This is a genomic window from Micromonospora sp. HUAS YX12 (assembly GCF_040215685.1).
In the GTDB taxonomy this organism is placed as follows: Bacteria; Actinomycetota; Actinomycetes; order Mycobacteriales; family Micromonosporaceae; genus Micromonospora; species Micromonospora tulbaghiae.
Window position 1 is genome coordinate 365,242 of sequence record NZ_CP157974.1, and the last position, 26,529, is coordinate 391,770.

31 protein-coding genes and 4 tRNA genes are annotated in these 26,529 nt (G+C 72.3%); 17 read left to right on the plus strand and 18 right to left on the minus strand.

Translation table 11 applies throughout. The annotated features are described in order from the left end of the window. The first annotated feature begins 91 nt into the window (after positions 1–91). Complete coding sequence (locus ABIH81_RS01775; RefSeq protein WP_349878711.1) at positions 92–307, plus strand: CAP domain-containing protein; 216 nt, start codon at positions 92–94, stop codon at positions 305–307. A 31-nt stretch (positions 308–338) separates the two neighbouring features. On the opposite strand, the gene ABIH81_RS01780 is transcribed toward ABIH81_RS01775, so the two are convergent. The 3 genes from ABIH81_RS01780 to amcA all read right to left on the minus strand — a co-directional run bounded on the left by ABIH81_RS01780 (position 339) and on the right by amcA (position 1,661). Beyond that, the gene (locus ABIH81_RS01780; protein ID WP_349878712.1) at positions 339–1,001 is read right to left on the minus strand and encodes a pentapeptide repeat-containing protein; all 663 of its coding nucleotides are present in this window, start codon (positions 999–1,001) and stop codon (positions 339–341) included. A 166-nt stretch (positions 1,002–1,167) separates the two neighbouring features. After that, positions 1,168–1,500: a hypothetical protein gene (locus tag ABIH81_RS01785; protein WP_349878713.1), complete on the minus strand. Its 333-nt coding sequence runs from the start codon at positions 1,498–1,500 to the stop codon at positions 1,168–1,170. After that, positions 1,497–1,661 carry a multiple cyclophane-containing RiPP AmcA gene (gene amcA, locus ABIH81_RS01790; RefSeq protein ID WP_349878714.1) on the minus strand — a complete coding sequence of 55 codons (165 nt, stop codon included), beginning with the start codon at positions 1,659–1,661 and terminating at the stop codon, positions 1,497–1,499. Before amcA ends, ABIH81_RS01785 begins: the two co-directional genes overlap by 4 nt. Before the next feature lie 416 nt (positions 1,662–2,077). Between amcA and ABIH81_RS01795 the strand changes: the two genes are divergently transcribed. Both ABIH81_RS01795 and ABIH81_RS01800 read left to right on the plus strand, forming a co-directional pair. After that, complete coding sequence (locus ABIH81_RS01795) at positions 2,078–3,424, plus strand: hypothetical protein (RefSeq protein ID WP_349878715.1); 1,347 nt, start codon at positions 2,078–2,080, stop codon at positions 3,422–3,424. Beyond that, entirely contained in the window at positions 3,421–3,996 is a 576-nt protein-coding gene (locus ABIH81_RS01800; protein WP_349878716.1) for a flavoprotein, read from the plus strand. The genes ABIH81_RS01795 and ABIH81_RS01800 overlap by 4 nt, the downstream gene beginning before the upstream one ends. Before the next feature lie 260 nt (positions 3,997–4,256). Here ABIH81_RS01800 and ABIH81_RS01805 read toward each other — a convergent pair. From ABIH81_RS01805 to ABIH81_RS01815, 3 genes are all read right to left on the minus strand, one after another. Beyond that, positions 4,257–4,332: transfer RNA gene (locus ABIH81_RS01805), tRNA-Lys, on the minus strand. A gap of 176 nt (positions 4,333–4,508) precedes the next feature. Beyond that, the gene (locus tag ABIH81_RS01810; protein ID WP_349878717.1) at positions 4,509–4,832 is read right to left on the minus strand and encodes a hypothetical protein; all 324 of its coding nucleotides are present in this window, start codon (positions 4,830–4,832) and stop codon (positions 4,509–4,511) included. Beyond that, the gene (locus ABIH81_RS01815) at positions 4,829–5,008 is read right to left on the minus strand and encodes a hypothetical protein (RefSeq protein ID WP_349878718.1); all 180 of its coding nucleotides are present in this window, start codon (positions 5,006–5,008) and stop codon (positions 4,829–4,831) included. Before ABIH81_RS01815 ends, ABIH81_RS01810 begins: the two co-directional genes overlap by 4 nt. Positions 5,009–5,233: 225 nt before the next feature. Here ABIH81_RS01815 and ABIH81_RS01820 point away from each other — a divergent pair, with 225 nt between their 5' ends. From ABIH81_RS01820 to ABIH81_RS01830, 3 genes are all read left to right on the plus strand, one after another. After that, positions 5,234–5,962, plus strand: a complete 729-nt coding sequence (locus tag ABIH81_RS01820) for a methyltransferase domain-containing protein (RefSeq protein ID WP_349878719.1) — start codon at positions 5,234–5,236, stop codon at positions 5,960–5,962. Between the two features lie 124 nt (positions 5,963–6,086). Then, entirely contained in the window at positions 6,087–6,518 is a 432-nt protein-coding gene (locus ABIH81_RS01825; RefSeq protein WP_349878720.1) for a DUF6010 family protein, read from the plus strand. Between the two features lie 8 nt (positions 6,519–6,526). Continuing rightward, positions 6,527–7,468 (plus strand): helix-turn-helix domain-containing protein, encoded by a 942-nt coding sequence (locus ABIH81_RS01830; protein WP_349878721.1) that lies wholly within the window; start codon positions 6,527–6,529, stop codon positions 7,466–7,468. A gap of 12 nt (positions 7,469–7,480) precedes the next feature. On the opposite strand, the gene ABIH81_RS01835 is transcribed toward ABIH81_RS01830, so the two are convergent. The 3 genes from ABIH81_RS01835 to ABIH81_RS01845 all read right to left on the minus strand — a co-directional run bounded on the left by ABIH81_RS01835 (position 7,481) and on the right by ABIH81_RS01845 (position 9,005). Then, positions 7,481–8,032 carry a kinase gene (locus ABIH81_RS01835; protein ID WP_349878722.1) on the minus strand — a complete coding sequence of 184 codons (552 nt, stop codon included), beginning with the start codon at positions 8,030–8,032 and terminating at the stop codon, positions 7,481–7,483. Between the two features lie 12 nt (positions 8,033–8,044). Then, on the minus strand, positions 8,045–8,791 hold the full coding sequence (locus tag ABIH81_RS01840) for a phosphotransferase (protein WP_349878723.1): 747 nt from the start codon (positions 8,789–8,791) through the stop codon (positions 8,045–8,047). 138 nt (positions 8,792–8,929) lie between these two features. Further along, a tRNA-Lys gene (locus ABIH81_RS01845) sits at positions 8,930–9,005 on the minus strand. A 187-nt stretch (positions 9,006–9,192) separates the two neighbouring features. On the opposite strand from ABIH81_RS01845, the gene ABIH81_RS01850 reads away from it, so the two are divergent. The 3 genes from ABIH81_RS01850 (at position 9,193) to ABIH81_RS01860 (ending at position 12,792) form a co-directional block, all read left to right on the plus strand. Further along, positions 9,193–10,467 carry an Ig-like domain-containing protein gene (locus tag ABIH81_RS01850; protein WP_349878724.1) on the plus strand — a complete coding sequence of 425 codons (1,275 nt, stop codon included), beginning with the start codon at positions 9,193–9,195 and terminating at the stop codon, positions 10,465–10,467. Between the two features lie 162 nt (positions 10,468–10,629). Next, positions 10,630–11,925, plus strand: coding sequence for an Ig-like domain-containing protein (locus ABIH81_RS01855; RefSeq protein ID WP_349878725.1), 1,296 nt, complete (start codon positions 10,630–10,632; stop codon positions 11,923–11,925). A 276-nt stretch (positions 11,926–12,201) separates the two neighbouring features. Next, positions 12,202–12,792, plus strand: a complete 591-nt coding sequence (locus ABIH81_RS01860; protein WP_349878726.1) for a hypothetical protein — start codon at positions 12,202–12,204, stop codon at positions 12,790–12,792. Positions 12,793–13,062: 270 nt separating this feature from the next. On the opposite strand, the gene ABIH81_RS01865 is transcribed toward ABIH81_RS01860, so the two are convergent. After that, positions 13,063–13,135, minus strand: a tRNA-His gene (locus ABIH81_RS01865). A gap of 90 nt (positions 13,136–13,225) precedes the next feature. Further along, positions 13,226–13,783 (minus strand): oligoribonuclease, encoded by a 558-nt coding sequence (gene orn, locus ABIH81_RS01870; RefSeq protein ID WP_349881272.1) that lies wholly within the window; start codon positions 13,781–13,783, stop codon positions 13,226–13,228. 107 nt (positions 13,784–13,890) lie between these two features. On the opposite strand from orn, the gene ABIH81_RS01875 reads away from it, so the two are divergent. Next, entirely contained in the window at positions 13,891–15,186 is a 1,296-nt protein-coding gene (locus ABIH81_RS01875) for a glycosyltransferase family 87 protein (protein WP_349878727.1), read from the plus strand. Between the two features lie 103 nt (positions 15,187–15,289). Here ABIH81_RS01875 and ABIH81_RS01880 read toward each other — a convergent pair whose 3' ends face one another. The 3 genes from ABIH81_RS01880 to ABIH81_RS01890 all read right to left on the minus strand — a co-directional run bounded on the left by ABIH81_RS01880 (position 15,290) and on the right by ABIH81_RS01890 (position 18,699). Beyond that, on the minus strand, positions 15,290–16,141 hold the full coding sequence (locus tag ABIH81_RS01880) for a hypothetical protein (protein ID WP_349878728.1): 852 nt from the start codon (positions 16,139–16,141) through the stop codon (positions 15,290–15,292). Positions 16,142–16,281: 140 nt separating this feature from the next. Continuing rightward, entirely contained in the window at positions 16,282–17,007 is a 726-nt protein-coding gene (locus ABIH81_RS01885; protein WP_151500923.1) for a YcnI family protein, read from the minus strand. A 15-nt stretch (positions 17,008–17,022) separates the two neighbouring features. Next, positions 17,023–18,699: a copper resistance protein CopC gene (locus tag ABIH81_RS01890; protein ID WP_349878729.1), complete on the minus strand. Its 1,677-nt coding sequence runs from the start codon at positions 18,697–18,699 to the stop codon at positions 17,023–17,025. A 213-nt stretch (positions 18,700–18,912) separates the two neighbouring features. Between ABIH81_RS01890 and ABIH81_RS01895 the strand changes: the two genes are divergently transcribed. The 4 genes from ABIH81_RS01895 to ABIH81_RS01910 are packed head-to-tail and all read left to right on the plus strand — an operon-like array spanning position 18,913 to position 21,849. Beyond that, entirely contained in the window at positions 18,913–19,500 is a 588-nt protein-coding gene (locus ABIH81_RS01895; protein ID WP_349878730.1) for a sigma-70 family RNA polymerase sigma factor, read from the plus strand. A 30-nt stretch (positions 19,501–19,530) separates the two neighbouring features. Next, positions 19,531–20,055 (plus strand): MauE/DoxX family redox-associated membrane protein, encoded by a 525-nt coding sequence (locus ABIH81_RS01900; RefSeq protein WP_349878731.1) that lies wholly within the window; start codon positions 19,531–19,533, stop codon positions 20,053–20,055. Next, complete coding sequence (locus ABIH81_RS01905; RefSeq protein ID WP_349878732.1) at positions 20,048–20,764, plus strand: thioredoxin domain-containing protein; 717 nt, start codon at positions 20,048–20,050, stop codon at positions 20,762–20,764. Before ABIH81_RS01900 ends, ABIH81_RS01905 begins: the two co-directional genes overlap by 8 nt. After that, positions 20,761–21,849 (plus strand): hypothetical protein, encoded by a 1,089-nt coding sequence (locus tag ABIH81_RS01910; RefSeq protein WP_349878733.1) that lies wholly within the window; start codon positions 20,761–20,763, stop codon positions 21,847–21,849. Before ABIH81_RS01905 ends, ABIH81_RS01910 begins: the two co-directional genes overlap by 4 nt. Positions 21,850–22,392: 543 nt before the next feature. Here the strand turns inward: ABIH81_RS01910 and ABIH81_RS01915 are convergent. The 4 genes from ABIH81_RS01915 to ABIH81_RS01930 are packed head-to-tail and all read right to left on the minus strand — an operon-like array spanning position 22,393 to position 25,077. Further along, positions 22,393–23,154, minus strand: coding sequence for an ABC transporter ATP-binding protein (locus ABIH81_RS01915; RefSeq protein WP_349878734.1), 762 nt, complete (start codon positions 23,152–23,154; stop codon positions 22,393–22,395). Beyond that, positions 23,151–23,921: a cobalt ECF transporter T component CbiQ gene (cbiQ, locus tag ABIH81_RS01920; protein ID WP_349878735.1), complete on the minus strand. Its 771-nt coding sequence runs from the start codon at positions 23,919–23,921 to the stop codon at positions 23,151–23,153. Before cbiQ ends, ABIH81_RS01915 begins: the two co-directional genes overlap by 4 nt. Positions 23,922–23,923: 2 nt before the next feature. Then, positions 23,924–24,361 (minus strand): PDGLE domain-containing protein, encoded by a 438-nt coding sequence (locus ABIH81_RS01925; protein ID WP_349878736.1) that lies wholly within the window; start codon positions 24,359–24,361, stop codon positions 23,924–23,926. Continuing rightward, a complete protein-coding gene (locus tag ABIH81_RS01930; RefSeq protein WP_091419138.1) occupies positions 24,358–25,077 on the minus strand; it encodes an energy-coupling factor ABC transporter permease in 720 nt (239 codons plus the stop codon). The genes ABIH81_RS01925 and ABIH81_RS01930 overlap by 4 nt, the downstream gene beginning before the upstream one ends. Before the next feature lie 123 nt (positions 25,078–25,200). Here ABIH81_RS01930 and bcp point away from each other — a divergent pair, with 123 nt between their 5' ends. The 3 genes from bcp (at position 25,201) to ABIH81_RS01945 (ending at position 26,421) form a co-directional block, all read left to right on the plus strand. Continuing rightward, the gene (gene bcp / locus ABIH81_RS01935; protein WP_349878737.1) at positions 25,201–25,671 is read left to right on the plus strand and encodes a thioredoxin-dependent thiol peroxidase; all 471 of its coding nucleotides are present in this window, start codon (positions 25,201–25,203) and stop codon (positions 25,669–25,671) included. A gap of 78 nt (positions 25,672–25,749) precedes the next feature. Further along, positions 25,750–25,835, plus strand: a tRNA-Leu gene (locus tag ABIH81_RS01940). A 64-nt stretch (positions 25,836–25,899) separates the two neighbouring features. Next, complete coding sequence (locus ABIH81_RS01945; RefSeq protein ID WP_349878738.1) at positions 25,900–26,421, plus strand: GNAT family N-acetyltransferase; 522 nt, start codon at positions 25,900–25,902, stop codon at positions 26,419–26,421. Positions 26,422–26,529 lie beyond the last annotated feature (108 nt).

Consider the following 26,529-nt stretch of genomic DNA (forward strand, 5'->3'; position numbering starts at 1 on the left):
CACCGACCGCGTCGCACGTCAGCGGCGTCGCGCGCTCGGGCTGACCGAGGTCAAGCTGGGTACGGCGCAACACCGGGACGCGGAGTCCTGCGTGCGGAAGAACCTGAACGCGAGCGGCCTGCAGCACTGTGGCCACGAGGTGCTGTTCGCGTCCTCGGGCAACTCCTCGCCGGAGCAGATGATCGAGGCCTGGTTCAACAGCCCCGGGCACAAGACCGCGCTGACGTACGCCAGTTCCCGCTTCGCCGGCCCGGCGATCGTCTTCAACGGCAGCCGCCAGGTCGCCGCCATCAACATCGACTACTGAGGCGGGGCTCGGGCCACGCGCCTCCTGTGCCTCAGTCGTCGCGGACGGCGAGGTCGAGGGCGGCGACTGTCAGCCGGGTGAGGTCAGGAAGCTGGTCCTCGCCGAGGGTGACGCCGCGCAGGTTGTCCAGCGGCGTCTTGAGCCCGTCGAGGCGGCTGCCCCGCAGGTCGGCACTGTCGAGGTGACAGGAGTCCAGTTCCAGGCCGGCGAGGTCGCAGGATCGCAGTGCGATGCGAGGTAGGCGGCAGGAAGACCACGCGCCGTTGGTGAGAGTGCAGTCGGTGAACGCGACCGAGCCGGCGGCGGTGACGCGGTGGAAGGTGGCGTAGTCGAAGCGGCAGCCGTCGAACAGGACGTCCTTGAGGCGTACGTCGGTGAGTCTGGTACCGGTGAACCGGGAGCCGGTGATGGCGCAGCGTTCGATGGTGATGCCGGTCAGGGTCGCGCCGGAGAAGTCGGTGCGGGTGATCTCGCAGCCGAAGAGGCTGCCCGCCTCCCAGGTGCTCTCACTCAGGTCCACGCCGATGATCAGGCTGCTGCGAATGCTGACTTCCTCAAGGTGCGAGCCGCGCCACGCCGCGCCGTTGACGAGCGCCTCGGTGAGCCGGTCGGCGAGGTCCGTCGTGGTGTCGAGGTCGTCCGGTTCGAGGTCCGGGAGCAGAACCTTCACGTCGCCGATCGTGGTGGTGCGCATGTGTCCTCAACCTGTGCGGGGGCCGGGTGGGCACGCCACCCCGGGCGTCCCGTGGCCGGGCTACCTCTTCTTGTTCCAGTTGTCCCAGCCGGACCGGCTGTCGAACTTCGCCGCGCCGATCGACGCTACCGGCCGCTGCGGGTGGCGCCGATGAGGCCGACGCCGTTCACGAGGGGGCCTCTTCGATGTCGGCGGCCCCGGTGGTGCTGACGCGGTAGGCGCGGGTGTGGCGGGCGGGCCAGCCGAGGAACCGGTCGAACATGTCGGTGGCGCTGCCCGTCACGCTCGGGCTGAGCCGGTGCAGGTCGTCGATCGCGTCGTGCAGGCAGCCGGCCAGGTAGAGGAACAGGCTCACCGGCACTTCTCGGTACTCGGCCAGGAGCGCGAGCTTCGCCGCGCCGCAGGGCCACGGCTGCCCGCACCGGCGGCACAACCACAGCGGGCGCATCGGCAGATGTTCCACCTCGGCTGGCGCGAGTCGGCGCTGCGGCCCGGTCACCGGCGACCGCCCTCGCGGGCCTGCTGCTCGAACAGCCGACGCCACACGAAGGTGAGCAGCGGCGGGTCAGCGGGCCACACCTGCCCCGGCGAAGCCGTCCACCTCGGCTCGGGGCGGCGGGAATGGCCGGCCATGGCGTTACGCGAGACGTACACCGTCATGCCGCCACCCCCGCCAGGGACGATGAGCGGCGGGCCCGCCGGGGGAAGGGCGAGCCCGCCGCCGCACCACGGCGGCCGGGAGCAGACCGCCGATCACCCACCCGCGCAGCCCTCATGGCGGTACGCAGGCGGGGCCCATTCCCCACGCCTGTGGGGGCGTCGCAAGCTGTTTTCCGACGCGCCGGCAGACACCCTTGCCTTGCGGGGATTTCGTTGTTCATGCCGAGCTCCCTGGCGTGAGGCTGCGATTGCGTGCTGGCCGCCTACTCGTCAGGAGCGGCGCCCAGCACAATCAGGTTCGCCCGGTGAGCGCGGCGGCGGGGATGCCCTGTCGGTGCACTCACGGTGCACCTGCCAGCACGCCGAGTGCCGGTACGATCGTCCGGCCGACAACTGTCCCAACGAGAGGACGTGCGATGGCTGCGGTGACGACCTGGACCGGCCGGGAAGCGAACGCGCTGCGCCAGGCGTTGCGGATGAGCGTCACCGGCTTCGCCGAACACCTCGGTGCGGCCCGGCGGACGGTGGCCAAGTGGAGCAGCCAGGGCGACAAGGTTCACCTGCGCGCCGATATGCAGGCCGCCCTGGACACGGTGCTGACACGAACCACCCCAGAGGTCCGCGAACGCTTCGAAGCACTGGCGAGCGCAGGTACCAGCGGTGCACTTGCGGATCCCGCGCCGCTGTCCGTCACCGCCACGCACCTCCATACTGGCGCAGGCGGTACTCACGACATTGACTCGGACGGCGACGTGCGGCGCAGAGATCTCCTGGCAGACGTGACGATCAGCGTCATCACCGTGCCGAGCGTCGCGACCCTGCTCAACGCAATGGTCGCACCATCGCCCCGCGGCACCGAGCCGGTCGCTCTACCGTTTCGGCAGTTCGCTCGAGACGTCGCCGCCGCAAAGATCGACTATCAGGCGTGCCGGTACGAGCAGGTTCTCGCCAGGCTCGCGACCTTGTTGCCCGCCCTGGAACCGACTCGCGCGAACACCGAAGGCGAGCAGCTGGCGCAGTTCGACGCCTTGGCCGGCGACCTCTACCACGTCGTCGGCAGCGTCTTGCTCAAGGTCGGTGACAAGGGCATGGCCTTGGTGGCCGCTGAACGCAGCACCCGCGCCGCTGCGATCAGTCAGGATCCGGTGGCGATGGCCGCGAGCGCCCGGATCATGACCCACGCCCTGATGAGCAACGGCCACATGGCACAGGCACGCCAACTCGCTGAAGACGCGGCCGGAACCGTCCGGCGCAGCACCCGTCTCGCCTCGACCGACGCGGTCGCCGTCTACGGCGCCCTGCTGCTGCGTGGTGCCATCGCCGCCGCCCGCTACGAGGACCGGGACAGCGCGCGAGCCATGCTCGACGAAGCCGCCGCTGCCGCCGGACGACTCGGCTACGACGGCAACGACCGGTGGACCGGCTTCGGCATCACCAACGTCCTGCTGCACCGCGTCAACATCGCGCTGACCCTGGGCGACGCCGGCACCGCCATCACTCTCGCTCGCCAGGTACCGCTGGACAAGATCGGCCTCGCCGAACGCAAGGCATCCCTGTTCGTCGACGTGGCCCGCGCCTACACACAATGGGGACGCTACGAGCACGGCCTGGACGCTCTACGCGGCGCCTATCAGGTGGCGCCGGAGGAGATTCGTTGCCGGCCAGCGGTGCAACGCATCGCCAGCGACCTGGCAGTCCTTACCGGGGGCCACGTTCGCAGCGCAGTCCTCGACTTCGCCCAGCATGCCGGGATCCGCGTATGACCAACGGCCACCTGCAGATCGTCGTCTGCGCTGCCGGGCCCGCCGCAGACGTGACACAACTGGTCACCGATGCGACGCAGCAGTCGTGGACAACGGCGGTCACTGCCACCCCCAGCGCCCTCGACTTCATCGACGCGGCAGCGATAGAGCGGTTGACCGGGTACCCGGTCCGATCCACCTACCGGTCGTCTCCCGGCACCCGCCGCTCCCTCCCTGCCACGGACGCACTCATCATCGCCCCCGCCACCTACAACTCCGTAAACAAGATCGCCCTCGGCATCGCCGACAACTACGCGATGACGACGATCGCAGAGCTGATCGGCCGGCAGGTGCCTACCGTGGTCGTCCCGTTCGTCAACGCCGCCTTGGCCAACCGCGCACCTTTCCAGCGCGCCGTGGCGAATCTCCGCGACGAGCGTGTACGGGTCATCCTCGGGACCGAGGATGAATGGGAGCCGCACCCGCCCGGCAGCGGCAACAGCCGTCAGCGGGCCTTTCCGTGGACGGCGGCGTTCAAGGCAGCGACCCGGATGGGTAGCGACGCGCCCACCAAGAGCACCGATCGGCGCTGATCCAGCTTGGGTGTACGCGGAGGCAGGAGGCAACTTCAGACTACAAAGTGCCAAAGCGTGCGGGCGGAGCCACGCCTCGGCCAGCACTCCAGCGACCGGACGCGCACTCGCCGCACGGTTTCGGGTGGCTTGTGTCCACGATCACGGCACGGCATCCATGGCTTGCCGGAACCGTCCAACCGCTCCCGAGCACCCGGCCCACCGGATGGACGCGAAAAGGCCCCGAGCCGGCGTGAACCACCAGTTCAGGGCCTTGCTGTTGGTGCGCCGCCAGGGACTCGAACCCCGAACCCGCGGATTAAGAGTCCGCTGCTCTGCCAGTTGAGCTAGCGGCGCTCGCTGACAACGGGACGAGACGTTAGCACGCCCGCCCGCCACCCCGGAAACGCAGGGTCGGCCTCACCGCAACACCAGCGTGACCTGCCCGGTCGCGGCCCCGGTCGGGTCTACCACCAGGGTGTACGCCCCGGAGGCCGGCAGCACCGCCGGCCCGAGTTCACCGGCCCCGTTGATCACGCAGCCGGTGGTGACGGTGCTGCCGTCGTGCGCGCGGCCAGCGCGACGACGAGCAGCACGAACGCTCCCCCGCCGACGAGCCAGAGCCAGCGCCGGCCGGTCCCGCCGTCGCCGGACACGGTGAACGTGGCGGTCCGCAGCGCCGTCGTGCCCGCGCACGGGTTCGTCGCGCCGGTCACCGGCAGCGTCACGTAGCCCGCAGTCACCTCGTACCGGCCGGGTGCGCCGACCGGCCAGAGCGTGTCCAGCCCACCGCCGTCCGGGGTGGCGGCCACCGAGCGGAGCACCACCTCGCCGTCGTGCAGCCGTACCCCGGTCAACGCCACGGTGGCGGTCGCGGCGGCGCCGATCCCGTCGTCGTGAAGCTGCGGGCGAGCGTCGGCGTGAGGTCGAGCCCGTCCCGGCGTACCCCGGTCACCTGCACGGTGCCGACGGCGCGGGTGGCGAGCGCGCAGGCCGACCCGGTGGTGTTCGTGACGGTGAGGTCGAGGCGCACCTGGTCCCGGCGCGGTAGTCGGCCTGGCCGGGCCGCAGGGCCAGGCCGAGGCCGCCGTCGGCGGGCGCCGCGACGGCGCTCACCGCCCGGTCGCCAGGGCGGTCGCGAGTACGCCGAGCGCCGCCGCCAGCCGCAGGTGCCACCTCATGGTGCGGACTGCAGGGGCGGGCGGGCCGGTTTCCGCGCGGTCTGTCGGGGACCGGTCGGAGCCGTATCCTGCTGGTGATGGATGTCTTCGGTACGGTGGCCGACCTGTACGAGCGCGCCCGGCCCGGATATCCGCCCGAGATCGCCGAGGCGATCCTCGCCTACCACGGCGGCACCCCGGCGTCGGTGGTCGAGGTCGGCGCGGGCACCGGGAAGGGCACCGAGGTGCTGGCCCGCCTCGGCGCGCCACTGACCTGCGTGGAGCCCGACGCGCGGATGGCGGCCCGGCTGGCCGAGCGGTTCCCGGACGCCCGTGTCCAGGCGACGACGTTCGAGCGGTGGTCGCCGCCCGCCGGCGGCATGGACCTGCTCGCCTGCGCGATGGCGTGGCACTGGCTGGACCCGGCCACCCGCAACGCACATGCCCGCCGCGCCCTGGCGCCCGGCGGCACCCTCGCCGTCTTCGGGCACCGCTACGACTACGCCGACGCCGGCCAGCAGGCCACCGTCCGGGCCGCACTGCGATCCGTCGACCCCACCGTCCGGGAGCGGCCCGTCGACTGGTTCCACCGGGACATCCTCGACAGCGGGCAGTTCGACGACGTACGCCGCGAGGTGTTCCGGCGGGAACTGCCGCTGGACAAGGAGCGTTACCTGGCGCTGATGCGCACGTTCGGGCCGTACCTGTCCCGCACGCCGGAGCAGCAGCGACGCGGGATCACCGCCCTCGGTCGGCTGGTCGACGACTTCGGCGGCACCGTCGTGCTCGACCTGCGGACCACGCTGGTGCTGGGCGCGGCCCGCTGACCGTCGGCACCGGCGTGGCGAGAATCCGGCGGACCCTGGCATTTTCGCCTCTCGTCGCCGGCGGCCGGCCTTCCTAGGCTCCGTCCCGACACGCTTTTCCGCGAACGGGAACGGGGCTGGGGTCGTGCTTCGCTATGTCATGCCGGTCGTGGTCGGGCTGGTCTACGTCGGGCTCAACTCCCTCGTGCCCGAGCCGCACCGGCGACGGCTGAACGCGCTCGTCGTCACCGGAGCCGGTGCCGCCTACATCAGCGGCGGCGGGTTCGGGCTGTGGGAACTGGCCTTCTGCGCCCTGCTCGTGGTGGTGGGCTACGCCGGGCTCACCTCGTACACCTTCATCGGTCTGGGGTGGCTGCTGCACACGGCCTGGGACGTCCTGCACCACCGTCGCGGCACACCGATCATCCCGTCGCTGCACGACTCGTCGTTCGGCTGCGCCCTCTGCGATCCGGTCATCGCGCTCTGGTGCCTCACCGGCGGCCTGTCGGTCAAGGACATGTACCACCGGCTCAGGCGGCCGGCGACCGGCACGCGCCGCCCGGCCCCGACTGGTTGAATCCCGCCATGCACACAGTGGCCGTGCTCGCCCTGGACAGCGTCGTGCCGTTCGACCTGGCCACGCCGATGGAGGTCTTCGGCCGCACCCGCCTGCCCGACGGCCGCCCCGGGTACCGCGTCGTCGTCTGCGCCGCGACGCCGACGGTCACCACCGGCGCGTTCAGCATCGCGGTGCCGTACGGCCTGGACGTCCTCACCGAGGCGGACACCGTCGTCGTACCCGGTGTCTGCGACCCGGCCGCCGCGGCGCCCGCGGCCGTCCTCGACGCGCTGCGCGCCGCCGCGGCCAACGGCGCGCGGATCGCCTCGATCTGCGGCGGCGCGTTCACCCTCGCCGCCACCGGCCTGCTCGACGGGCGGCACGCCACGACGCACTGGGTCGCCACCGACCGGCTCGCCGCCCGGCATCCGCGGATCCGGGTCGACCCCGACGTCCTGTACGTGGACAACGGCCAGTTCCTGACCTCCGCCGGGGCCGCCGCCGGGCTCGACCTGTGCCTGCACCTGGTCCGGCGCGACCACGGCGCCGCCGTCGCCGCCGACACGGCGCGACTGTCGGTCATGCCGCTGGAACGCGCGGGCGGACAGGCGCAGTTCATCACGCATGAGCCGCCCACCCCCGAGGGGGCGACGCTGGAGCCGCTGCTGGCCTGGATGCGCGACAACGCCGGGCGCGAGCTGACCCTCGCCGACATCGCCCGGCACGCCGGGCTGAGCACCCGCACGCTGAACCGCCGGTTCCGGGACCAGACCGGCACCACCCCGCTGCGATGGCTGCACCGCGTACGCGTACACCAGGCGCAGCACCTGCTGGAGACCACCACCCATCCCGTCGACCGGGTGGCGAGCCAGGTCGGCTTCGGCTCCGCCACCGCCTTCCGGGATCGGTTCAAGCGGATCACCGGCACCAGTCCGCAGGCGTACCGCCGCAGCTTCCGGGGCGGCTGACCGGGACGCCGCCTAACGCCTGTCGTCGTCGCGCCCGGTCTGCGGCAGCCCGGCGGCAGCCGCGATCGCCTCGACCGACTGTTCCAGGCCGGTGGTCTCCGGGAGGACGAGTTCGCCGGGCCAGCCCAGGACGTCGTGCGCGGCGTACCAGCCGCTCATCTGCTCGGCGGTGAACTCACCGGCCTGCGGACGGGTGAGGTGCCGGCGCAGCGTCTCGGCCAGCGACACGTCGAGATAGCAGAACAGCGACCGCCCCCGGTGGCCGTCCCGCAGCGACGTCAGCACGTCGCGGTAGTGAACGCTGTACAGGATGCCTTCCAGGACCACGTGGTAGCCGTGATCGAGGGCGAACCGGGCGGTCTGCTCGATCAGGGCGGGCGCCGCGCCGCCGGGCTTGTCCCGTTCGCGCAGGACGATGCGGCGCAGGTAGTCCTGTTCGACGAGGGCGCAGCCCCGGCCGTGCCGGCGTCGCAGCTCGCGGGCGATGCTGCTCTTGCCCGAGCCGGAGTTGCCCCGGATGCAGACGAGGATCGTGTCCGGGCTGCCAGTGGTCTCAGCGGGCACGGTGCCTCAGCCTCACATCCGGGATCTCAACACGTCGAACTCACAGCCGGGCAGGGACGGGTCGAAGCCGTGCTCGATCAGCCAGCGGGCCGCCACCAGGCTTCGCCACGACCACCACCCGCGGATCACGTCGAGGTCGACATCGGTGCCGTAGCCGGCGACCACATCGTCAAGGTGCTCCTCGTGTCCGAGCGTCAGGACGGCGAGGTCGTACTGGGCGTCGCCCTGGGCCGCCTCGGACCAGTCGAGCACACCGGTGATCTCGTCATCGTCGACGAACACGTGGGTGATCTGCAGGTCGCCGTGCATGAACACCGGTTTCCACGGCCGCAGCGCAGCCTCAGCAACCTGGCGGTTGCGGGTGACCACCTCCGTGGGAAGGACACCATTCGTGACGAGCCACTCGCATTCGCCGTCGAGGCGCGATGCCATCTCGTCGAGGCGCCGGCCGGGCCATGGCGGCAGGGGCGCGTCGTGCAGCGTCCGCGCGGCCGCACCCGCCGCGGCCCACGCCGACGACGACGCGGGCGACGGCTCGCCGAGGCGGCCCAGTGCCCTCCCGGGCAGGGCGGCGAGCGCCAGCACGGGTGGCTTGCGCCACAGGACCCGCGGAGTCGGGATCGGCGCCAGCGCCATCGCCTCGACCTCGACGTCGGTGCGCGTCTGATCAGCGTCGATCTTCAGGAACACATCACCGACACGCAGGGTCGCCCGCTCGTCATGGGCGACGACGACCTCGACTTCTTCCACGTCGGCCATTGTCGCGGGATGGTCATCGATGCCGCCCCGGGTTTATTGCGTGCGAATCGGCTCCCGACCACCCACGGGCACCAAGCCATCGCCCCGGACACGAAAAGGCCCCGACCGGCGTGATCGCCTGGTCAGGGCCTTGCTCGTTGGTGCGCCGCCAGGGACTCGAACCCCGAACCCGCGGATTAAGAGTCCGCTGCTCTGCCAGTTGAGCTAGCGGCGCTCGCTGACAACGGGAAGAAGATTAGCACGCCCGCCGAGGCGGGTTCCAATCCGATACCGGGGTCCACCCTTCGGACGAGCTTAACCGGCGAAAGCAGTCAAAACGGTCACCTGATCCGGCGCGGGGACGGGTCCGACGGCGTCGATACGGCACGATGTCCGCCAGGCACGCGAGGACAGGGGTGGGCATGGGCAGGTTCGCGCGGGCCGGGGCGACGGTGGGCGCCCTGGTCCTGACGGCGTCGCTGGCACTGACCGGGTGCGGCGGCGGCGACGAGGGGAAGAAGCCGGAGTTCGTGCCCGGCCAGCAGCAGGTCGGCGGCGTCTCGTCCTCCGCGCCCGACCCGAGCGTCGCACCCAGCGACAGCGCCGCCGCGCCGCCGCTGACGGTGAGCCCGGCCGACGGCGCGAACGGCCGGCCGGTCAGCACCGAGATCAGCGCCCGCATCCCCGGCGGCGGCACAGTGTCGAAGGTGGTGCTCGCCACCGCCGACGGGGCCGACGTCGCCGGACGGATGCGGCGCGACGGCTCCAGCTGGGTGCCGTCGGCCGCGCTGAAGTACGGCACCAAGTACACCGCCACGGTCACCGGCGCCGGCAAGGACGGCCAGACCTACCAGGGCACCAGCACGTTCACCACGATGGCCAAGCCCAAGTCGATGATCGGCTCCGGCCTCTACATGTTCAGCGGCAAGACGTACGGGGTGGCCATGCCCGTGGTCGCCGAGTTCTCCCCGGGCATCCCGAAGAAGGACCGGGCCGCGGTGCAGAAGCGGATGTTCGTGCAGACCGACCCGCCGCAGCCCGGCGCCTGGCACTGGGTCGACAACGGCACCCAGGCGTACTACCGCGCGCCGGAGTACTGGAAGACCGGCACCACGATCACGGTCCGGCTGGCGCTCGCCGGGATCCCGCTGAGCAACGGCCGCTACGGCAACATCGACCGCAGCGCCACCGCCAAGATCGGCCGCGCGTTCGAGATGACCGTCGACAACGCGACCAAGCAGATGACGGTCTCCGAGAACGGCACGGTCATCCGTACGCTGCCGGTCAGCCTGGGCAAAAAGAGCACCCCCTCCTCCAGCGGCACGATGGTGGTGATGGAGAAGAAGGAGTCCACAGTCTTCGACACCCGCAGCGAGCCGGACCCGGCCAACCGCTACGTCACCGAGATCGACTTCGCTCAGCGGATCACCTGGGGCGGCGAGTACATCCACGCCGCGCCCTGGTCCGAGGGTGTGCAGGGGCGCCGCAACGTCTCGCACGGCTGCGTCAACGTGTCGATGGCCAACGGCCGGTGGCTGTTCGGCAAGACGATGGTGGGCGACCCGATCACGGTCAAGGGCACCGAACGCCGCCTGGCCCCGGGCAACGGCTGGACCGCGTGGAGCATGAGCTGGTCGCAATTCGCCGCCGGCAGCGCGCTGCCGGTTCCGCAGGGCGGGCAGCCGGCGCCGTTCTGACCGGCGTAACGTGGTCGGACACGCCACCTCCGACGAAGCGCCGGACGACAGTGGAATCGTTACACCCGCGCGGGGTGTTCCGTTTCACGTCCGGCAACGCGTACCCGCTCCGGCGCGTCTGACCTGAGACGACGGGGAACGGCATCACCTTGTGAGGGAGTCATGCGAGCTGGCCAGGACGAACCGATCCGGGGCGCGAGCGCCCGACGCGTCGGCCGCCGCCGTGCGCTGGCGGCCGGGCTGCTCGCCGCCGCGATGGCCCTGACCTCCTGCACCAGCGGCGGCGGCGACAAGCCGTCGAGCTGGCAGGGCGGCGGCGACGGCGGCGAGAAGGCACCGAAGGCGACGGCCACCATCAGCGAGCCCGCCGCCGACGCCAAGGACGTGCCCGCGTCCACCGCCATCACCTTCACCACGAAGGAGGCGCAGGACACCACAGTCGAGCTGAAGGACGCCGCCGGCAAGGTCGTCGACGGCACGCTCGCGGCGGACGGCGGGAGCTGGCTGCCGTCCTCGGCCCTGGAGTACGGGCAGACGTACACGGCGACCGTGACCGCGACCGGCGACGACGGCAAGCCCGCCACCGCCACCAGCACGTTCACCACGATGGCGAAGCCGGCCAAGCAGATCCGGGTCACCAGCTTCCTCGGCGACAACCAGGTCGTGGGCGTGGCCATGCCGCTGATCGTGAAGTTCGGCCGGGCCATCCCGGAGGACTACCGCGACGACATCCAGCGCCGGATGACTGTCACCTCGAAGCCGGCCCAGGAGGGCATCTGGCACTGGGTGAGCCCGACCGAGGTGCGCTACCGGCCCAAGACGTTCTGGAAGGCCAACAGCACCGTCAGCTACCGGGTGCAGGCGGGCGGGCTGCCGCTGGGCGGCGGCTGGTACGGCCGCGCCGACCTCAGCGTCGACATCAAGATCGGCCCGGCGTTCGTGATGACCGTCGACAACCGCACCAAGCGGATGACCGTCACCCGCGACGGCAAGGTGGTCAAGACCATCCCGGTGAGCCTGGGCAAGAAGAGCACCCCGTCCTCCAGCGGCACCATGGTGGTGATCGAGAAGCTCCGGCACACGGTCTTCGACACCATGGAGGAGCTGGGCCCGGAGGAGGGCTACCGCACCGAGATCGACTACGCCCAGCGGCTCACCTGGGGCGGCGAGTTCATCCACGCCGCGCCCTGGTCCGAGGGCGTACAGGGCCGCACGAACGTCTCGCACGGGTGCGTCAACGTCTCGATGAAGGAAGGCAACTGGCTGTTCGCCAACACCCGCATCGGTGACCCGATCACCGTCAAGGGCACCGAGCGCAAGCTCCAGAACGGCAACGGCTGGACCGACTGGAACATGAGCTGGGACGAGTACGTCAAGGGCAGCGCCCTGCCGTACGAGCCGCCGGCCGCCGACACCACGCCGGACGCCGGTACGCCGAGCGTCGAGCCGACCCCCTGACCGGACACGCCGACGATGACGCCCTCTCCGAAAGGAGAGGGCTTCATTTTTGAAATCACTCAGCCCATGTCTTCTCCGGACGGTGCTCGTTCCACTCCTCGAGGCGGTTCTCCTCCCTTGAGGTGAACCCCTACCCCGGCAAGGGGAAGATGCACATTCGGCCTAATACCCCCGTGTTGCATCAAATCCGGCGACGTGAGAAGGTCCCGTACGGGTGTTCGACCTCATGGCCGGGCGCGCCAGATCTCCCGTCGGCAGGTCGTTGAGGTGGTGGGGATGAGCAGCGCTGCCTGGCTTGACGAGTCGATGCGGCAGCGGCCCGACCACAACGGGATTTACGTGCTCGCAGCGGCGGTGATCCAGGCCGCCGCGGTCGAGACGGTCCGGTTCGACGCCGCCAGGCTGGCTCCAACGCCCCGGGCCCGGGTCCACTATCGGGACGCGACCGACGACGAGCGACGCAAGATGATCCAGGCCGTGGCATCCATGACCGCAGCGGTACATGTGGTGGTCATGGGAAGCGGCATGGACAACTCCCGGCAGGAGCGCGCCCGGCGGCTGTGCCTGGAGCAGATGCTGTGGCAACTCGACCAGGCAGGGGTCGAACATGCGAGCATCGAAACGCGCACGGCGTCCCTCAACGCGAAGGACATCGCCGCCATCGCTCAGTTCAAGCGTCGGCGGATCATCTCGGGGCGGATCAAGGTCGACTTCGTACGGCCTCACGGCCCGCAGGGCGATCCACTGCTCTGGCTTCCGGACATCGTCGCCGGCGCTGTAAGCAGCGCACATGGTTCTCCATACGGAGAGCAGTTGCTCGCGCCGTTGAAGCCGACGCTGCGCACGTACGAAATCGGCCTGCGCTGACGCCCGAACAGACGCCGGGCCGAGGTCCCGGTCTGCCCCGGGAATCCTCGGCCCCACTTCCGACCACATCCGCGGACTGATCGGCTCGATGTACCACCCCAGTCTAGGCGCGCTTCTCCGGACAGGAAGTACCTGGCGTCGATTTCCGCCGGATTCGGCTGAGGGAAGCGCGCATTCTGTGGCGAGGCGATTCCCCTGCCATGCCCCTGAACGACTCACGCCCCCTCGACGGAGGGGGCGTGGTCAGGCGTGGAACAGATCCACTATCGGGGTGACTGATGGGAATTGAACCCACGACAACCGGGACCACAACCCGGTGCTCTGCCAACTGAGCTACAGCCACCATGCTCGCCGCTCCGGTCGCCCGGGGCGGTGCGCGGACTAATCATAGCCACACTCCGGCCGGCCCCGTCCACCGGGTTCGGCCGGGACGTCAGAGCTGGGCGGCGATCGCCTTCGCGGCCTCGACGTCCGGCCCCGGCAGCGGCACGAACACGGTCCGCCGGTAGTACTCCAGCTCGCGGATGCTCTCCCGGATGTCGGCCAGCGCCCGGTGGGCCAGGCCCTTCTGCGGCTGCCCGAAGTACACGCGCGGGTACCAGCGCCGGCACAGTTCCTTGATCGAGGAGACGTCGATCATCCGGTAGTGCAGGTGCGCGTCGAGCCGGGTCATGTCGCGGGCCAGGAAACCCCGGTCGGTGGCGATCGAGTTGCCGCACAGCGGGGCCGTACGCGGCTCCTTCACGTAGCTGGTGACGTAGTCGAGCACCATGTCCTCGGCCTCGGCCAGCGTCACCGTGGAGCGGCGTACCTCCTCGGTGAGGCCGGACTTGGCGTGCATGGTGCGCACGATCTCCGGCATGCCGTCGAGCGCCTCGTCGTCGGCGTGGATCACCACGTCGACGCCGTCACCGAGCACGTTGAGGTCGGGATCGGTGACGAGCGCGGCGACCTCGATCAGGGCGTCCCGCCGCAGGTCGAGCCCGGTCATCTCACAGTCGATCCAGACGAGAAGATCAGCCACCGGAACAGACTACGCGCCGCCGACCCGCACGCGCCTCGGCACTGTGGCCGAGGTGGACCGCTAGGGTTTCCTGCGTGCCAGCCGAACCCGTCGCCCCACCCGCCGTCCCCCGTGACGACGCGGGCGGGCGTACGGCCCGGCGGGTGGTCGCGGTGCTGGCGCTGGTCGCGGTCCTGCCGGCGCTCTACCTGCCCAACCTGCGCCACGACTACTACGACCAGAAGATCTACATGTCGGCGATGGACTGGTGGGCGGCCGGGCACCCGCTCTACGACTACGTCCAGCCGGACCGGGTGCAGGGCGCGCTCTACTTCACCTATCCGCCGTTCGCGGCGCTGCTCCTGGCGCCGTTCGGGTATCTGCAGCTCGGCGTGGCCATCGCCGCCTTCGCGGTGCTGACAGTGGCCGCCGTGGTGGTGACCACCCGCTGGCTGGTGCTGCCGGTGCTGCGGCGCCACGACCTGCCGCGCGGGTTCGGCCTGACCGTCGCCGTGCTGCTGGTGCTGGCGGTGGAGAGCACGCGGGAGACGCTCACGCTCGGGCAGATCAACATGCTGCTGGTGGTGCTGATCCTGGCCGACCTGCTGTTCGCCGTACCGCAGGGGCGGCGCTGGGCCGGCGTCGGCGTGGGCCTGGCCACGGCGCTCAAGCTCTTTCCCGGCATCTTCGTGCTCTACCTGCTGGCCGCCCGGAAGTGGCGGGCGGCGGTGGTGGCGGCGGCGACCGCGGCGGTGGCCACGCTGCTGGCGGCGGCGGTCGCGCCGGGCGACTCGTGGCGGTTCTGGACTCACGAGCTGTGGGTGACCGACCGGGTGGGCCGCCCCGACTACACCGGCAACCAGTCGCTGTTCGGGCTGCTCAGCCGCCTGACCGCGCCGGCCGAACCGGACCGGCTGCTGTGGCTGCTGCTCGCGCTGGCGGTGGCCGCGTTCGGCCTGTGGCGGGCGGCGCGGGCGGCCCGGGCGGGAGACGCGCTGGTGGGTCTCACACTGACCGGGCTGGTGGGCGGGCTGGTCAGCCCGATCACCTGGATCCACCACCTGTACTGGTTCATCCCCGCGGTGGTGGTGCTCGTCGACGCGGCCTTGGACGCCGATCCGGCGACGCCCGCCGGGGCCCGCCGCCGCGGCGGCCTCTTCGCGCTGGCCGCCGTCGTCGGCCTGCCGATCGTGTACGGGTTGGTGACGTTCCAGGACTGGGGCACCGCCATCGTGCACACGGACGACCCGGTCGACTTCGTCGTCCGCAACGTGTACGTGCTGCTGAGCCTGCTCCTGCTCGCGGTGCTGCCGATCCGCCGGTATGCGGACGGGGAACAGATGACTCGGACTGAACGGACACACCTCGCATCAAACGGCGATCAGCGCTAATCTGGTACCAACTACCTCAGTTTTCTCCCCAGGTAGCACCGATCCCCCGGTGAAGGACGGCCCTCCGCGTCGGCAGCGCGGAGGGCCGTTCGGGTTCTCGTCCTCAGTCCTGGTCGTCGGGGCACCGGCTGGGCGGCGGGGCGATCGCCGCGCGGGTCCGCCCGCCGGAGCCGGAGCCCACTGCCACCAGGTGCCGTTCGGGTCGCGACGCCGGGCCCGGCTGGCGGCCCAGCCCGCTCAGCGACGTGACGCCGAGACGCCCGGCCAGCACCGGCACCTGGTCCGGCTCGACCACGAAGACCACCTCACGCGGCCGCAGCGGGCGCAGCAGCACCACCACGGCGACGACCGCCAGCAGCGTCCCGCCGGCCAGCAGCGCCCACGCCAGCCCGGGGAACCACCCGGCCCGCAACTCGGCACGCATCCGCAGGTCGAGCCCGTCCGCGCCGTCCACGCGCATCACGACCAGGCTCAACGACCGGCCGGACAGCTCCGCCGGGCTCCACTCCAGGGAGCCGACGCCCTCGCGTACCCAGAAGGGCTGCGTCATCGGCGCGGCGGTGCCGGCGCCGGCGGTGGCCGCGTCGAGATCGACCGGCAGCGGGCCGCGGGTGACCGCGACGCGGCGCACGGTGCTGTGCGGGACGTCGGCCAGCCACCGCCGCACCTGGTCGGCCGGGGCGAGGCCGAGGAAGACCGGGCCGTCGTCGTCCCGCGCGGTCAGGTGCAGCCGGGCCTGCCCGGTGCGCGCCACCGGCAGGTCGGCGCGCAGCAACGCGTCCACGTCGCTCACCAGTACCGCGCGGGCGGGCGTGCGGACCGGCTCGAACCGGGCGTCGAAGCCGCCGTCCGGGCCGGCGTGCCGGGCGGCGAGCCAGAGACCTCCACCCGCGAGCAGCGCCGGGATCCCCAACGCCAGCAGCACCATGCCGGCGATCGTGCGTACGAAACGCATTCGCGTCGTCCCTCTCGGTAGCCAACTACCCGGCCGACCTTACCGACGCGCGTCGTCCGGCCGCCGGATATCGGCGGCACCCGGCCGGGACGGCGACCGGCCCGGCGGATCGTTCCGCCGGGCCGGTGAATCGCTCGCGTTCAGGACTTCGCGGCGGGCTCCCGCCGGGTACGCGCGAACGCCAGGCCGCCGAGGGCCAGGCCGCCCAGTCCGGCGACCAGGCCGGCCACGCCGAGGGCGGTGGCGGCACCGGAGCCGTCGTCGTCATCGTCGTCGTCCGCGGCGGCGGCCGGCGCGCTCGCGCCCGGCGAGGCGGGTGCCGCGGCGGCCAGCTTGAGCACCGGCGCCGGGTTCTCCGGCTCCTCCGCGCCCGGAGTGGGCTCCTCGATCCACCGGGAGACGTTGCCGTCGGAGTACGTCTGGAGCACCTTGAACACCATCGTGTCGGCCTGCGGCAGCGGGCCCATCGACACCGGGAACTCCTGGAACTCGCCCGGCTTCACGCCGCCGTTCGGCGCGGCGGTGAAGGTCAGCTTGGAGACCGCCTCGGTGAGCTGGCTGCCGTGCACCTCGATCGGCGGGTCGACCTTGCGCTTCTCCACGGCGACCGTCCAGCCCGCCACCGGCATGGTGGAGACCGAACCGACCGGGGCGTTCTCCGGCAGGTTCACCTCGACCTTGACGGTCGACGCCGTGTCGCTCTCGTTCGGCACCCGGAACGCGAACCGGCCGTAGCCGCCCTGCGTACCCTCGGCCGGGTTGATCGTGACGTGCGCCGAGGCCGGCCCGGCCAGGCCGAGCACGGCCGTGGCGACGGCGGTGAGGGTCAGCGCGGCGACTGTCGCGGGGCGCCGGAGACGGATCATCAGATGGACCTTCCGTTACTTGATCGGCACGGTGGCGGTCACCGTGGCCTGGTCGATGTCGGTCGTGCGGACGGTGATGCGCAACTGCCAGTCGCCTCGGGCCGGCAGGTTGACCTCGCCGGTGGCGTGGTTGTCGCTGAGCGGGAGCAGCGGGACGGTGATCGGCTCGATGCCGGCCGACGGCAACGCGGCGGTCACCTTCCACTCCTGCACCGGCTGGGGGCGGCTGTCCTTGGTGTAGGCGTACAGGTGCATCGAGTTGTTGCCGGTCTCGGCCGGGTCCAGCTGGACCTCCAGCGAGTAGATCGGGCTGCTCAGCGTGGTGGAGAAGTAGCCCTGCTCGGCGCCCGCGACGTCCGCGGCGGCGGTGCGCGCGGGGGTGGTCTGCACGAGCGTCGCCGACACGCCCAGCACCACCGCCGTGATCACCAGCTCGGCCACCACGGCCCGCCGCATCGCGCCCGGCCGCCCGGCGGCGACCCGCCGCCGCACCAGCGCCCGGGAGTACGCGGCCACGCCGATCACCAGCGCGAACAGCACGATCTTGGCGAGCAGGAGCCGGCCGTACGTGGTGTCGAACAGCGCCCGCAGGCCGGCCACCTCGATCAGGCCCTGCACGGTGCCGGCCAGCAGCAGCGCGGCCACCGCGAGCGCGGCCCAGCGGGACCAGATCGGCAGGATCGCGTCCAGCTCGCGCTCGTCGGCCCGGCGCAGCAGGAACACCGCGAGCATCACCAGGCCGCCCAGCCAGACCGCCATGCCGCCCAGGTGCACCGCGTCCACCACCACCGACACCGCGGGCGCGGGCGAGGCCGCCGCGTGCCCGGCCAGCGGCCAGGTGAACAGCGCCGCGCCGCCGAGGACGGCCAGGATGATCCCGTCGGTACGGCCGATCGGACCGGCGAACAGCGGCCGGAGCAGGAACGCCGCCGCGGCGAGCAGGCCCAGCCGGACCAGGTGGGTGGTGCCGTAGGCGCTGCCCAGCACGTCGCTCAGGCCGGAACCGGTCACGTCGAACAGGCCGCCGCCGTTGACGTACGGCACCTGGAGCCACACCTCGGCGAGCGTCGCCGCCGCCAGCACGCCGAGCCCGGTCCAGGCCAGCCGCGCCGGGCCCCGGCGGGACAGCCGGCGCGGCCAGAGCGCGGCGAGCACCAGCGCCGGGCCGACGAGCAGCAGCAGACCGACGTAGCCGGCGTACTTCGCCACCTTCACCGCGTTCTCGGTGACCGGGTTCGCCCGGTTGTCCGAGCCACTGTCGGTGGGCGGCTCCGACGGCGCGCCGACGGAGTAGGTGAAGGCGCCGGAGACCGGGTGGCTGTCGGCCGAGATCACCCGGTAGCTCACCAGGTAGGTGCCGCGCCCGCCGGACGGGTCCACCGGGATGGTGACCTCGGCGCCCTGGAACGTCGGCTCACCCCGGTCGGCCCGCGAGCCGTCGGGGGCGATCACCCGTACCTTCCCGGGCACCTTGCGGACGCCCTCACTGAACGTGATCACCACCTGCGCGGGCGCCTCGGGCACCACGGCGGAGGCGGCCGGGCTGCTGCTCACCAGCACCGCGTGGGCGGCGGCCGGGGAGGCCGGGGCGAGCAGCAGGGCGACCAGCAGGAGCAGCAGCCCGGCGACGGCCCCGGAGCGGGCGGCGACGACCCGGGACGGGCGGCGTACGGCAGCAGTCATGACCGCCATGGTTCCCGACCCGGGGCGGGTCCGGCGAGCCGGTCTCCGGCGGGCGTGACCGAGCGCCCACCCGGCGCGGCGGCGCGCGCCACGCCGGGCCTGCTCGGAGGTCATGGGAGGGTAGTCGGACGGCGGGCGGAAAAAGTTCCCGGCGTGTGCGGGACCACGGAATGGGTCGAAGGACCCTGTCCCCTCCAGGTACGCCGCGTAACCTCGGGTGACGTGATCCCCGGCCCGCGCGACACCGCCGCCGACCGCCCCGAGGCGGCGCCCGACGCTGCCCGGGACGCGGCCACCGGCTGGGCGCTGGCCGCCCGCGACGGGAACCGCGACGCGCAGGCCGCCTTCGTCCGGGCCACCCAGGCCGAGGTGTGGCGCTTCGCCGCCGCGCTCGTCGACCGGGACAGCGCGGACGACCTGACCCAGGAGACGTACCTGCGGGCGTTCCGGGCGCTGTCCGGCTTCGAGGGGCGTTCCAGCGTCCGTACCTGGCTGCTCGGGATCGCCCGGCGGGCGTGCGCCGACCACCTGCGCACAGTGGTACGCCGCCGCCGGCTCGACGCGCGGCTCGCCGCCCAGGCCGCCACCGACCGCCCGTACCCGGACCCGTCCGGCCAGCTCGGCGCCACCGACCTGGTGCGCCGGCTGCCCGCCGAGCGGCGCTCCGCGTTCGTGCTCACCCAGCTGCTCGGCCTGTCGTACGCCGAGGCCGCCGACGTGGAGGGGGTGCCGGTGGGCACGATCCGCTCCCGGGTGGCCCGCGCCCGCGACGAACTGGTCGACGCCGTCGGCGACACGCTGGCCGGATAGCGGGAACCTTTCGTGGCGCTCGGACGACGAATGACTGTGACCCCCTCCCCCTCCCGGGCCGGCCGCTGGCCGGTCCTGCGGCCCTGGCTCGGCGTCGCGGCCCGCTTCGGACTCGCAGCCGTGTGGCTGATCGCCGGCGGCACCAAGGTCGGCGACCTGGCCGCCTCCGGGCGGGCCGTGAACGCGTACCAGGTGCTGCCGTACGACCTGGCCACCGTGATCGGCGCGGCGCTGCCGTTCGTCGAGCTGGCCCTGGGCGTACTGCTGCTCGCCGGGCTCGCCACCCGGATCAGCGCCGGTGTGTCGGCGGCGCTGCTCGTGGTCTTCATCGCCGGCATCGCCTCGGCCTGGGCCCGGGGCCTGGCCATCGACTGCGGGTGTTTCGGCAGCGGCGGGCAGCTCGCCGCCGGCCAGACGCCCAGCTACCTCCCGGAGATCCTCCGGGACCTCGGGTTCCTGGTACTCGCCGGGTTCCTGCTGATCTGGCCCCGCACCCCGTTCTCCGTGGACGGGTGGCTGGCGGGCGACGACACCGTGGAGGACACCGATGAGTAGTCGCAAGGGGCGCAAGGACGCGGCCCGGGTGGTACGCGAGCAGATCGCCCGGGAGAAGCGGCGCAAGCGGACGCTCTGGACCTCGATCGCCGCGGTGCTGGTGCTCGTCATCGCCGGTGGCATCGGCTGGGCCGTCTACTCCAGCCAGAAGTCCGACGAGTTCACCGCCCCGCCCGGGGCCAACGACGCCGGCACCGGCATCGTGCTCGGCACCGGACCGGTTACCATCGACCTGTACGAGGACTACCTCTGCCCGGCCTGCAAGCAGTTCCAGCAGGTCAACGGCGAGACGCTCAACCAGCTCGTCAGCGAGGGCAAGGCGAAGCTGGTGTTCCACCCGGTCGCGTTCCTGAACCGCTTCTCCACCACGGAGTACTCCACCCGCTCCTCGGCCGCCTCCGGCTGCGCCGCGCAGGGCGGCAAGTTCCGCGAGTTCACCGATCAGCTCTTCGACAGGCAGCCGCCGGAGGGCGGCGCCGGGCTCAGCAACGACGAACTCGTCGACATCGGCGCGGGCGTCGGGCTGAACCGCGACGAGTTCGCCTCCTGCGTGTCCGACGGCACGTACCGGTCGTGGACCGAGCACGTCACCGACGAGGCGAGCAAGTCCGGCGTGACCGGCACCCCGACCATCAAGGTCGACGGCAGTGAGCTCCAGGACCGCAGCCCCGAGGGGATCAAGTCGGCGGTGGAGGCGGCCGGCAAGTGATCGCACCCCTGCGCCGGGCCGCGCTGGTGCTCGCCGTCGCGGCCACCGCACTGCTCACGTTCGCCGCGCCGGCCGCCGCACACGGCGCGGACGCGCCCGACGGGACCGACTACCGCGCCACGATCAGCGGCGTCGACCCGGACCGCCCCGGGCTCACCGCGCGGATGGTGGAGGCCGGCGCGCGGCTGGAGCTGACGAACGACACCGGCGCCGAGGTCACGGTGCTCGGCTACTCCGGTGAGCCGTACCTGCGCATCGGCCCGGGCGGCGTGTACGAGAACACCCACTCCCCCGCCACGTACCTGAACCGGACGCTGGCCGGGGAGACCCGGCTGCCCGCCGAGGCGAACCCGGCCGCCGCGCCCGACTGGCGGCGGATCGACGACGGACCCACCGCCCGCTGGCACGACCAGCGCACGCTGTGGCGGGAGGACGCTCCGCCGGCCGCCGTCGCCGCCGCCCCGGACCGGGAACACCGGGTACGCGACTGGACGGTGCCGCTGCGCGCCGGTGACACCACCGGAGGCGTACGGGGCAAGCTGGACTGGGTGCCGCCGCCCGACCCGTACCCCTGGTGGGTGGCCGCCACGCTGGGCTTCCTGCTGATCGGCGCGGCGGGGCTGGCGCCGGGCGGCACCGCCGCCGGGGTACGGGCGCTGCGCGCGGTGGGTGCGCTGCTCGCCCTGGGCGGCGCGGCGACAGTGGCGCTGACGGTCGCCCGCGCGCTGGACACCGGCGCCCCGGGCGTCGGCGGAACGCTCGCCGAGCTGGTCACCGGTCAGGTGTGGACGTTGCTCACCGGGCTCGGCGCGCTCGCCGCCGGCGGGTACGCGCTGGCCCGCCGCCCGGCCGCCGACTTCGTGCTGGCGCTCGCCGGTGCCTGTCTCACGCTGTTCGCCGGGGTGACGAACCTCGCCGCGCTGTCCCGCTCGATCCCCCCGGCCGCCGGCCCGGCCGTGCTGGTCCGGGTGCTCGTGGTGGTCGGCCTGGCGACGGGCGCCGGCGCGGTGGCGGCAGGCCTGCTGCGCCTGCGCACCGCCGCAAGAGCAGCCCGCCCCACCCCCCACCCGACCCCCACGCCCTGACCCCGCCCCGCCCCGGCGATCTGTGAGTGGAGGTTGTCAAGCGTCCCCCGGCCCCCGGCCCCCGGCCCCCGGCCCCCGGCCCCCGGCCCCCGGCCCCCGGCCCCCGGCGAGATCTTGGTACCAAACGGCCCCCATAGGGGGCCTTTCCTACCAAGATCTCCACTGCTCCCACCACACGAGACGCCAGTCTCGCATAACGGGAGGGCGCTCGCCACAACAACCGGCCCGAACGAGGAACTACTGCCCACCTGAACCTAAACCCCGCGATCTCGCATATTCCGCCCCGGCATCCAAGGCGTTCACGACATCTCCGGGGCCGCAACGGCAAGATCACCGAGCGCTGCGAGCGCCGGGCACGCCCGAGTGGAACACCACGGGTGTCAAACCGCCCCCGACACACCCATCACGTTCCACTCCCGCCGCACTCACCCCTGGGCGGCGTGATCTTGCAGTTACCGCCCCGAGCTTGCGGCTTTCGCCCCGAAATGACCGGACCGAAAGTGCAAGATCGCGGCGGAGAGGGCGGGAGGGGCGAGGGCCGGGTCAGGTTGGGTGGGGGGCGAAGCCGTAGGGGAGCTCCAGGCGGTGGGCGGTCAGCAGCGCCTCGTCGGACAGGAGGTCTGCGGTGGGGGCGTCGGCGACGATGCGGCCGCCGTCCAGGATGACCGAGCGGGGGCACAGCTCGGCCGCGTACGGCAGGTCGTGGGTGACCATGAGCAGCGTCACCGGCAGGGCGCGCAGGATCTCCGCCAGCTCCCGCCGGGCGGCCGGGTCGAGGTTCGACGACGGCTCGTCCAGCACCAGGATCTCCGGGCGCATGGCCAGCACCGTCGCCACCGCCACCCGGCGCCGCTGCCCGAACGACAGGTGGTGCGGCGCCCGGTCCCGGTGCTCGCTCATCCCGACCGCCGCCAGTGCCTCGTCGACCCGGGCGGCCAGCTCGGCCCCGCGCAGGCCCAGGTTGGCCGGGCCGAACGCGACGTCCTCGGCGACGGTGGGCAGGAACAGCTGGTCGTCCGGATCCTGGAAGACGATGCCGACGCGGCGGCGTACCTCGGCCAGCGTCCCCCGGTCGCGGCTGACCGTCAGGCCGCCGACGCTCACCGTGCCCTCGGCCGGGGTCAGGATGCCGTTGAGGTGCAGCACGAGCGTGGTCTTGCCGGCCCCGTTGGGCCCGAGCAGCGCCACCCGCTCGCCGCGCGGCACGGTCAGGTCCACGCCGTGCAGGGCGACGTGACCGTCCGGGTACGCGTACCGGACGCCACTGATGTCGAGGGAGGGCGGCTGCTGCACGTACCCGATCATTGCAGGACGAGCGCGACGGCGGCGATGGTGGCCGCGATCGCCGGCACCGTCGCGGCGGCCGCCCACTGGCCGGCGGTGGCCGCGCCGGCCCCCTGCCACACCGCCGGCATCCGGCCGGTGTAGCCGCGGGAGAGCATCGCCAGGTAGACCCGCTCGCCGCGCTCGAAGGCGCGCAGGAACAGCGCGCCGACCCCGGCCGCGAAGCCGCGCAGTTGCCACAGGAAACGCGGGTCGTCGCCCCGCGACACCCGCGCCACCCGCATCCGCCGGGCCTCGCCGACGAGCACCTCCAGGTAGCGCAGCATGAACGTGGCGATCTGGGTGAGGATCTGCGGGCACCGCAGCCGGTCCAGGCCGAGCAGCAGGTCACGCGTCGTCGTGGTCGCCGCCAGCAGAAGCGACGCGAGTACGCCGAGCGTGCCCTTGGCCAGGATGTTGAACGCGCCGTGCAGCCCGTCGACGGACAGGGCGAGCCCGGCAACCTCGACGCGCTCCCCCGCGCCGAGGAACGGCAGCGCGAACGCGAACAACACGAACGGCAGCTCGATCAGGGCCCGGCTGAGCAGCCAGCGCGGGCCGACCCGGGCCAGCGCGGCCACCACGGCGACCAGGAGCGCGTACCCGCCGAAGGCCCAGTACGCCTCCCGGGGCGTGGCCACCACCGCGATGGTGAACAGCACCATCGCGGCGATCTTCACCTCCGGCGGGAGGCGGTGCACCGGCGAGCCGGACTCGCGGTAGAGCACGTGCGCGTGCCCGGCGCCCATGCTCAGCGGGTGCCGGTGGACGGGGTCGCGGCCTCGTCCGCCGAGTCGGCGCTGGTGGTGGGCGTGGCGGATGCGGTGGGAGTGGCGGATGCGGTGGGCGTCGCCGGGCCGCGACGGCGGGCCAGCCAGAACAGGCCGCCGCCGAGCGCGAAGGTGAGCAGCACACCGAGTACGCCGGACAGGCCGGTGGAGACGAAGTCGTTGCCGATTCCGCGTACGCCGTAGTCGGCGAGCGGGCTGTCCGCCAGCTCGTGGTCCTTGGCCTGCTGGGCCGGGCAGCTACCGCCGGTGATCTCGTCGTCGGCGTTGACGGTGCAGCCCTTGAGCAGCGACGAGTCGAGCCCGTCCGGGTGCGAGGACGCGTAGTTGCTGACGACGCCGGCCAGCAGCAGGGCCACCAGCAGGCCACCGAGCAGGAACGGCCAGTGACGCTTGTTCATCGGGCACCTCCGGCGACCGGGACGGCGGGAGCCGGAGTGGCCGGCTTGAGGGCGCGCAGCGCGTACACCAGGTCGGGCCGGACCTTCGCGACGGTGACCACCGTGGTGGCGGTGATCAGGCCCTCGCCGATGCCGATGAGCAGGTGGGCGACGGCCATGGTGCCGGCCAGCCCGGTGAGGTTGCCGCCGAGGTCGGTGGTGCCGCCCAGCCAGTACTGGAGGACGAAGCCCTGGGACGCGACCACCACACTGACCAGCGCGGAGACGAACGCGGTGACCGCCAGCCCGGCCGGCGTACGCGGCAGCACGCGCAGCAGGAGCGCGATCAGCAGGTACGCGGCGGCGGTGCCGAGGAGCGCCATGTTGGTGATGTTGAGGCCGAGCATCGCCACCCCGCCGTCACCGAAGACCAGCGCCTGCACGATCAGCACCACGGCGACGCAGAGCGCGCCGACCCAGGGGCCGACGAGCAGCGCGGCCAGCGCGCCGCCGAGGAGGTGACCGCTGACCCCGGCGGTGAAGATCGGGAAGTTGAGCATCTGCACGGCGAAGATGAACGCCGCCACCAGGCCGGCCATCGGGGCCAGCCGGTCGTCGAGGTCGGCGCGGCCCCGCAGCACGCAGAAGGCGAGCGCGGCGAGGGCGAGGGCCGCGAAGATCGCGGCGACCGGACCGTTGATGATCCCGTTGGAGATGTGCATCGCCAGGGTGTCCACGGGCTCAGCGTATTTCCAGGAAGGCACTGTTGCCAATATCTGGCAACAACCTCATGATGGCCGTCACCGCGTCCGCGCGTCGCCGTCCGCCGACCGCACCGGCCCGGCGGTATCGTCACCGCCATGACCGACCGCCTCAAGCCCGGCGACCCCGCCCCCGAGTTCACCCTCCCCACCGACGACGGCGGCACGCTGTCCCTGGCCGGCCTGCGCGGCCGCAAGGTCATCCTGTACGCGTACCCGGCCGCCATGACGCCCGGCTGCACGAAGCAGGCGTGTGACTTCCGGGACTCGCTCGCCTCCCTCCAGGCCGCCGGCTACGAGGTGGTGGGCATCTCGCCGGACAAGCCGGCGAAGCTCGCCAAGTTCCGCGACCGGGACGCCATCACGTTCCCGCTGGTCTCCGACGAGGACAAGGCGGTGCTGACCGCGTACGGCGCGTTCGGCGAGAAGCAGATGTACGGCCGCACTGTCACCGGCGTGATCCGCTCGACGTTCGTGGTGGACGAGGACGGCAAGATCGAGCAGGCGCTCTACAACGTGCGGGCCACCGGCCACGTCGCCAAGCTGCGCCGGGACCTCGGCCTCGACTGAGGTCGCCGGCCGGCGTGCCTCGTCGCGGGCCCGGAGTACACACGGCTCCGGCGCGACACTCTAAACTCAGCGGGTCGGGCGGGAGTGGCGGAACGGCAGACGCGCAGGCCTTAGGAGCCTGTGTCCGAGAGGACGTGGGGGTTCGAAACCCCCCTCCCGCACCATCAGCGGTGTCACCCGCATCACGAATGTGGGCCCGGGCCACGTCGCCACGCGCAGGATGGCGTCGTGGATCTGCGTTTCGTACTCGACCCCGACCTGACCCCCGAACTGCGCGACCAGATCGTCGCGCTCTGGGTGGACGTGACGAACGCCGGCGGCGCCGTCGGCTTCGTCGCCCCCGTGACCGCGGACGAGGTACGCCCGGTCGCCGCCTCGACGCTCGACGAGGTCGCGGACGGGCCGGACCGGCTGCTCGTCGGCTACGAGGGCGAACGGCTGGTCGCCGTCCTGGTCATCGCCGACAACCGGTTCCACCTCAAGACGCACTGGCGGGTGCTCAAGCGCGTCATGGTGCACCCCGACACGCAGGGACGCGGCCACGGCGCGGCGCTGATGCGCGAGGCCGAGCGGATCAGCCGGGAGCTCGGCCTGGCGGCGCTGCACGTGACGGTCCGCGACGGTCTGGGCCTGGATCGCTTCTACAAGCGCCTCGGGTACCGCGAGATCGGCCGCCTCCCCGCCGCGCTGCGCCTGTCCCCCACCGACGCCCGAGACGAGATCCTCATGTGGCTCGACCTCACAACCTGACCCTCCCGCCCCGCCCCGCCCCGCCCCGGCTCGTCGATCTTGCGCTTTCAGCCCCGGCAAAAACCACATCCAGGACACCCGGACGGCCGCAAGCGCAAGATCGACGTG

Coding starts and splice junctions, on each gene's coding strand:
- ABIH81_RS01780 (WP_349878712.1), bottom strand. CDS start 1,001: ATGCGCACCACCACGATCGGCGACGTGAAGGTTCTGCTCCCGGACCTC.
- amcA (WP_349878714.1), bottom strand. CDS start 1,661: ATGACGGTGTACGTCTCGCGTAACGCCATGGCCGGCCATTCCCGCCGC.
- ABIH81_RS01795 (WP_349878715.1), top strand. CDS start 2,078: ATGGCTGCGGTGACGACCTGGACCGGCCGGGAAGCGAACGCGCTGCGC.
- ABIH81_RS01800 (WP_349878716.1), top strand. CDS start 3,421: ATGACCAACGGCCACCTGCAGATCGTCGTCTGCGCTGCCGGGCCCGCC.
- ABIH81_RS01820 (WP_349878719.1), top strand. CDS start 5,234: ATGGATGTCTTCGGTACGGTGGCCGACCTGTACGAGCGCGCCCGGCCC.
- ABIH81_RS01830 (WP_349878721.1), top strand. CDS start 6,527: ATGCACACAGTGGCCGTGCTCGCCCTGGACAGCGTCGTGCCGTTCGAC.
- ABIH81_RS01840 (WP_349878723.1), bottom strand. CDS start 8,791: ATGGCCGACGTGGAAGAAGTCGAGGTCGTCGTCGCCCATGACGAGCGG.
- ABIH81_RS01850 (WP_349878724.1), top strand. CDS start 9,193: ATGGGCAGGTTCGCGCGGGCCGGGGCGACGGTGGGCGCCCTGGTCCTG.
- ABIH81_RS01855 (WP_349878725.1), top strand. CDS start 10,630: ATGCGAGCTGGCCAGGACGAACCGATCCGGGGCGCGAGCGCCCGACGC.
- ABIH81_RS01860 (WP_349878726.1), top strand. CDS start 12,202: ATGAGCAGCGCTGCCTGGCTTGACGAGTCGATGCGGCAGCGGCCCGAC.
- orn (WP_349881272.1), bottom strand. CDS start 13,783: ATGACCGGGCTCGACCTGCGGCGGGACGCCCTGATCGAGGTCGCCGCG.
- ABIH81_RS01880 (WP_349878728.1), bottom strand. CDS start 16,141: ATGCGTTTCGTACGCACGATCGCCGGCATGGTGCTGCTGGCGTTGGGG.
- ABIH81_RS01885 (WP_151500923.1), bottom strand. CDS start 17,007: ATGATCCGTCTCCGGCGCCCCGCGACAGTCGCCGCGCTGACCCTCACC.
- ABIH81_RS01890 (WP_349878729.1), bottom strand. CDS start 18,699: ATGGCGGTCATGACTGCTGCCGTACGCCGCCCGTCCCGGGTCGTCGCC.
- ABIH81_RS01900 (WP_349878731.1), top strand. CDS start 19,531: ATGACTGTGACCCCCTCCCCCTCCCGGGCCGGCCGCTGGCCGGTCCTG.
- ABIH81_RS01905 (WP_349878732.1), top strand. CDS start 20,048: ATGAGTAGTCGCAAGGGGCGCAAGGACGCGGCCCGGGTGGTACGCGAG.
- ABIH81_RS01915 (WP_349878734.1), bottom strand. CDS start 23,154: ATGATCGGGTACGTGCAGCAGCCGCCCTCCCTCGACATCAGTGGCGTC.
- cbiQ (WP_349878735.1), bottom strand. CDS start 23,921: ATGGGCGCCGGGCACGCGCACGTGCTCTACCGCGAGTCCGGCTCGCCG.
- ABIH81_RS01925 (WP_349878736.1), bottom strand. CDS start 24,361: ATGAACAAGCGTCACTGGCCGTTCCTGCTCGGTGGCCTGCTGGTGGCC.
- bcp (WP_349878737.1), top strand. CDS start 25,201: ATGACCGACCGCCTCAAGCCCGGCGACCCCGCCCCCGAGTTCACCCTC.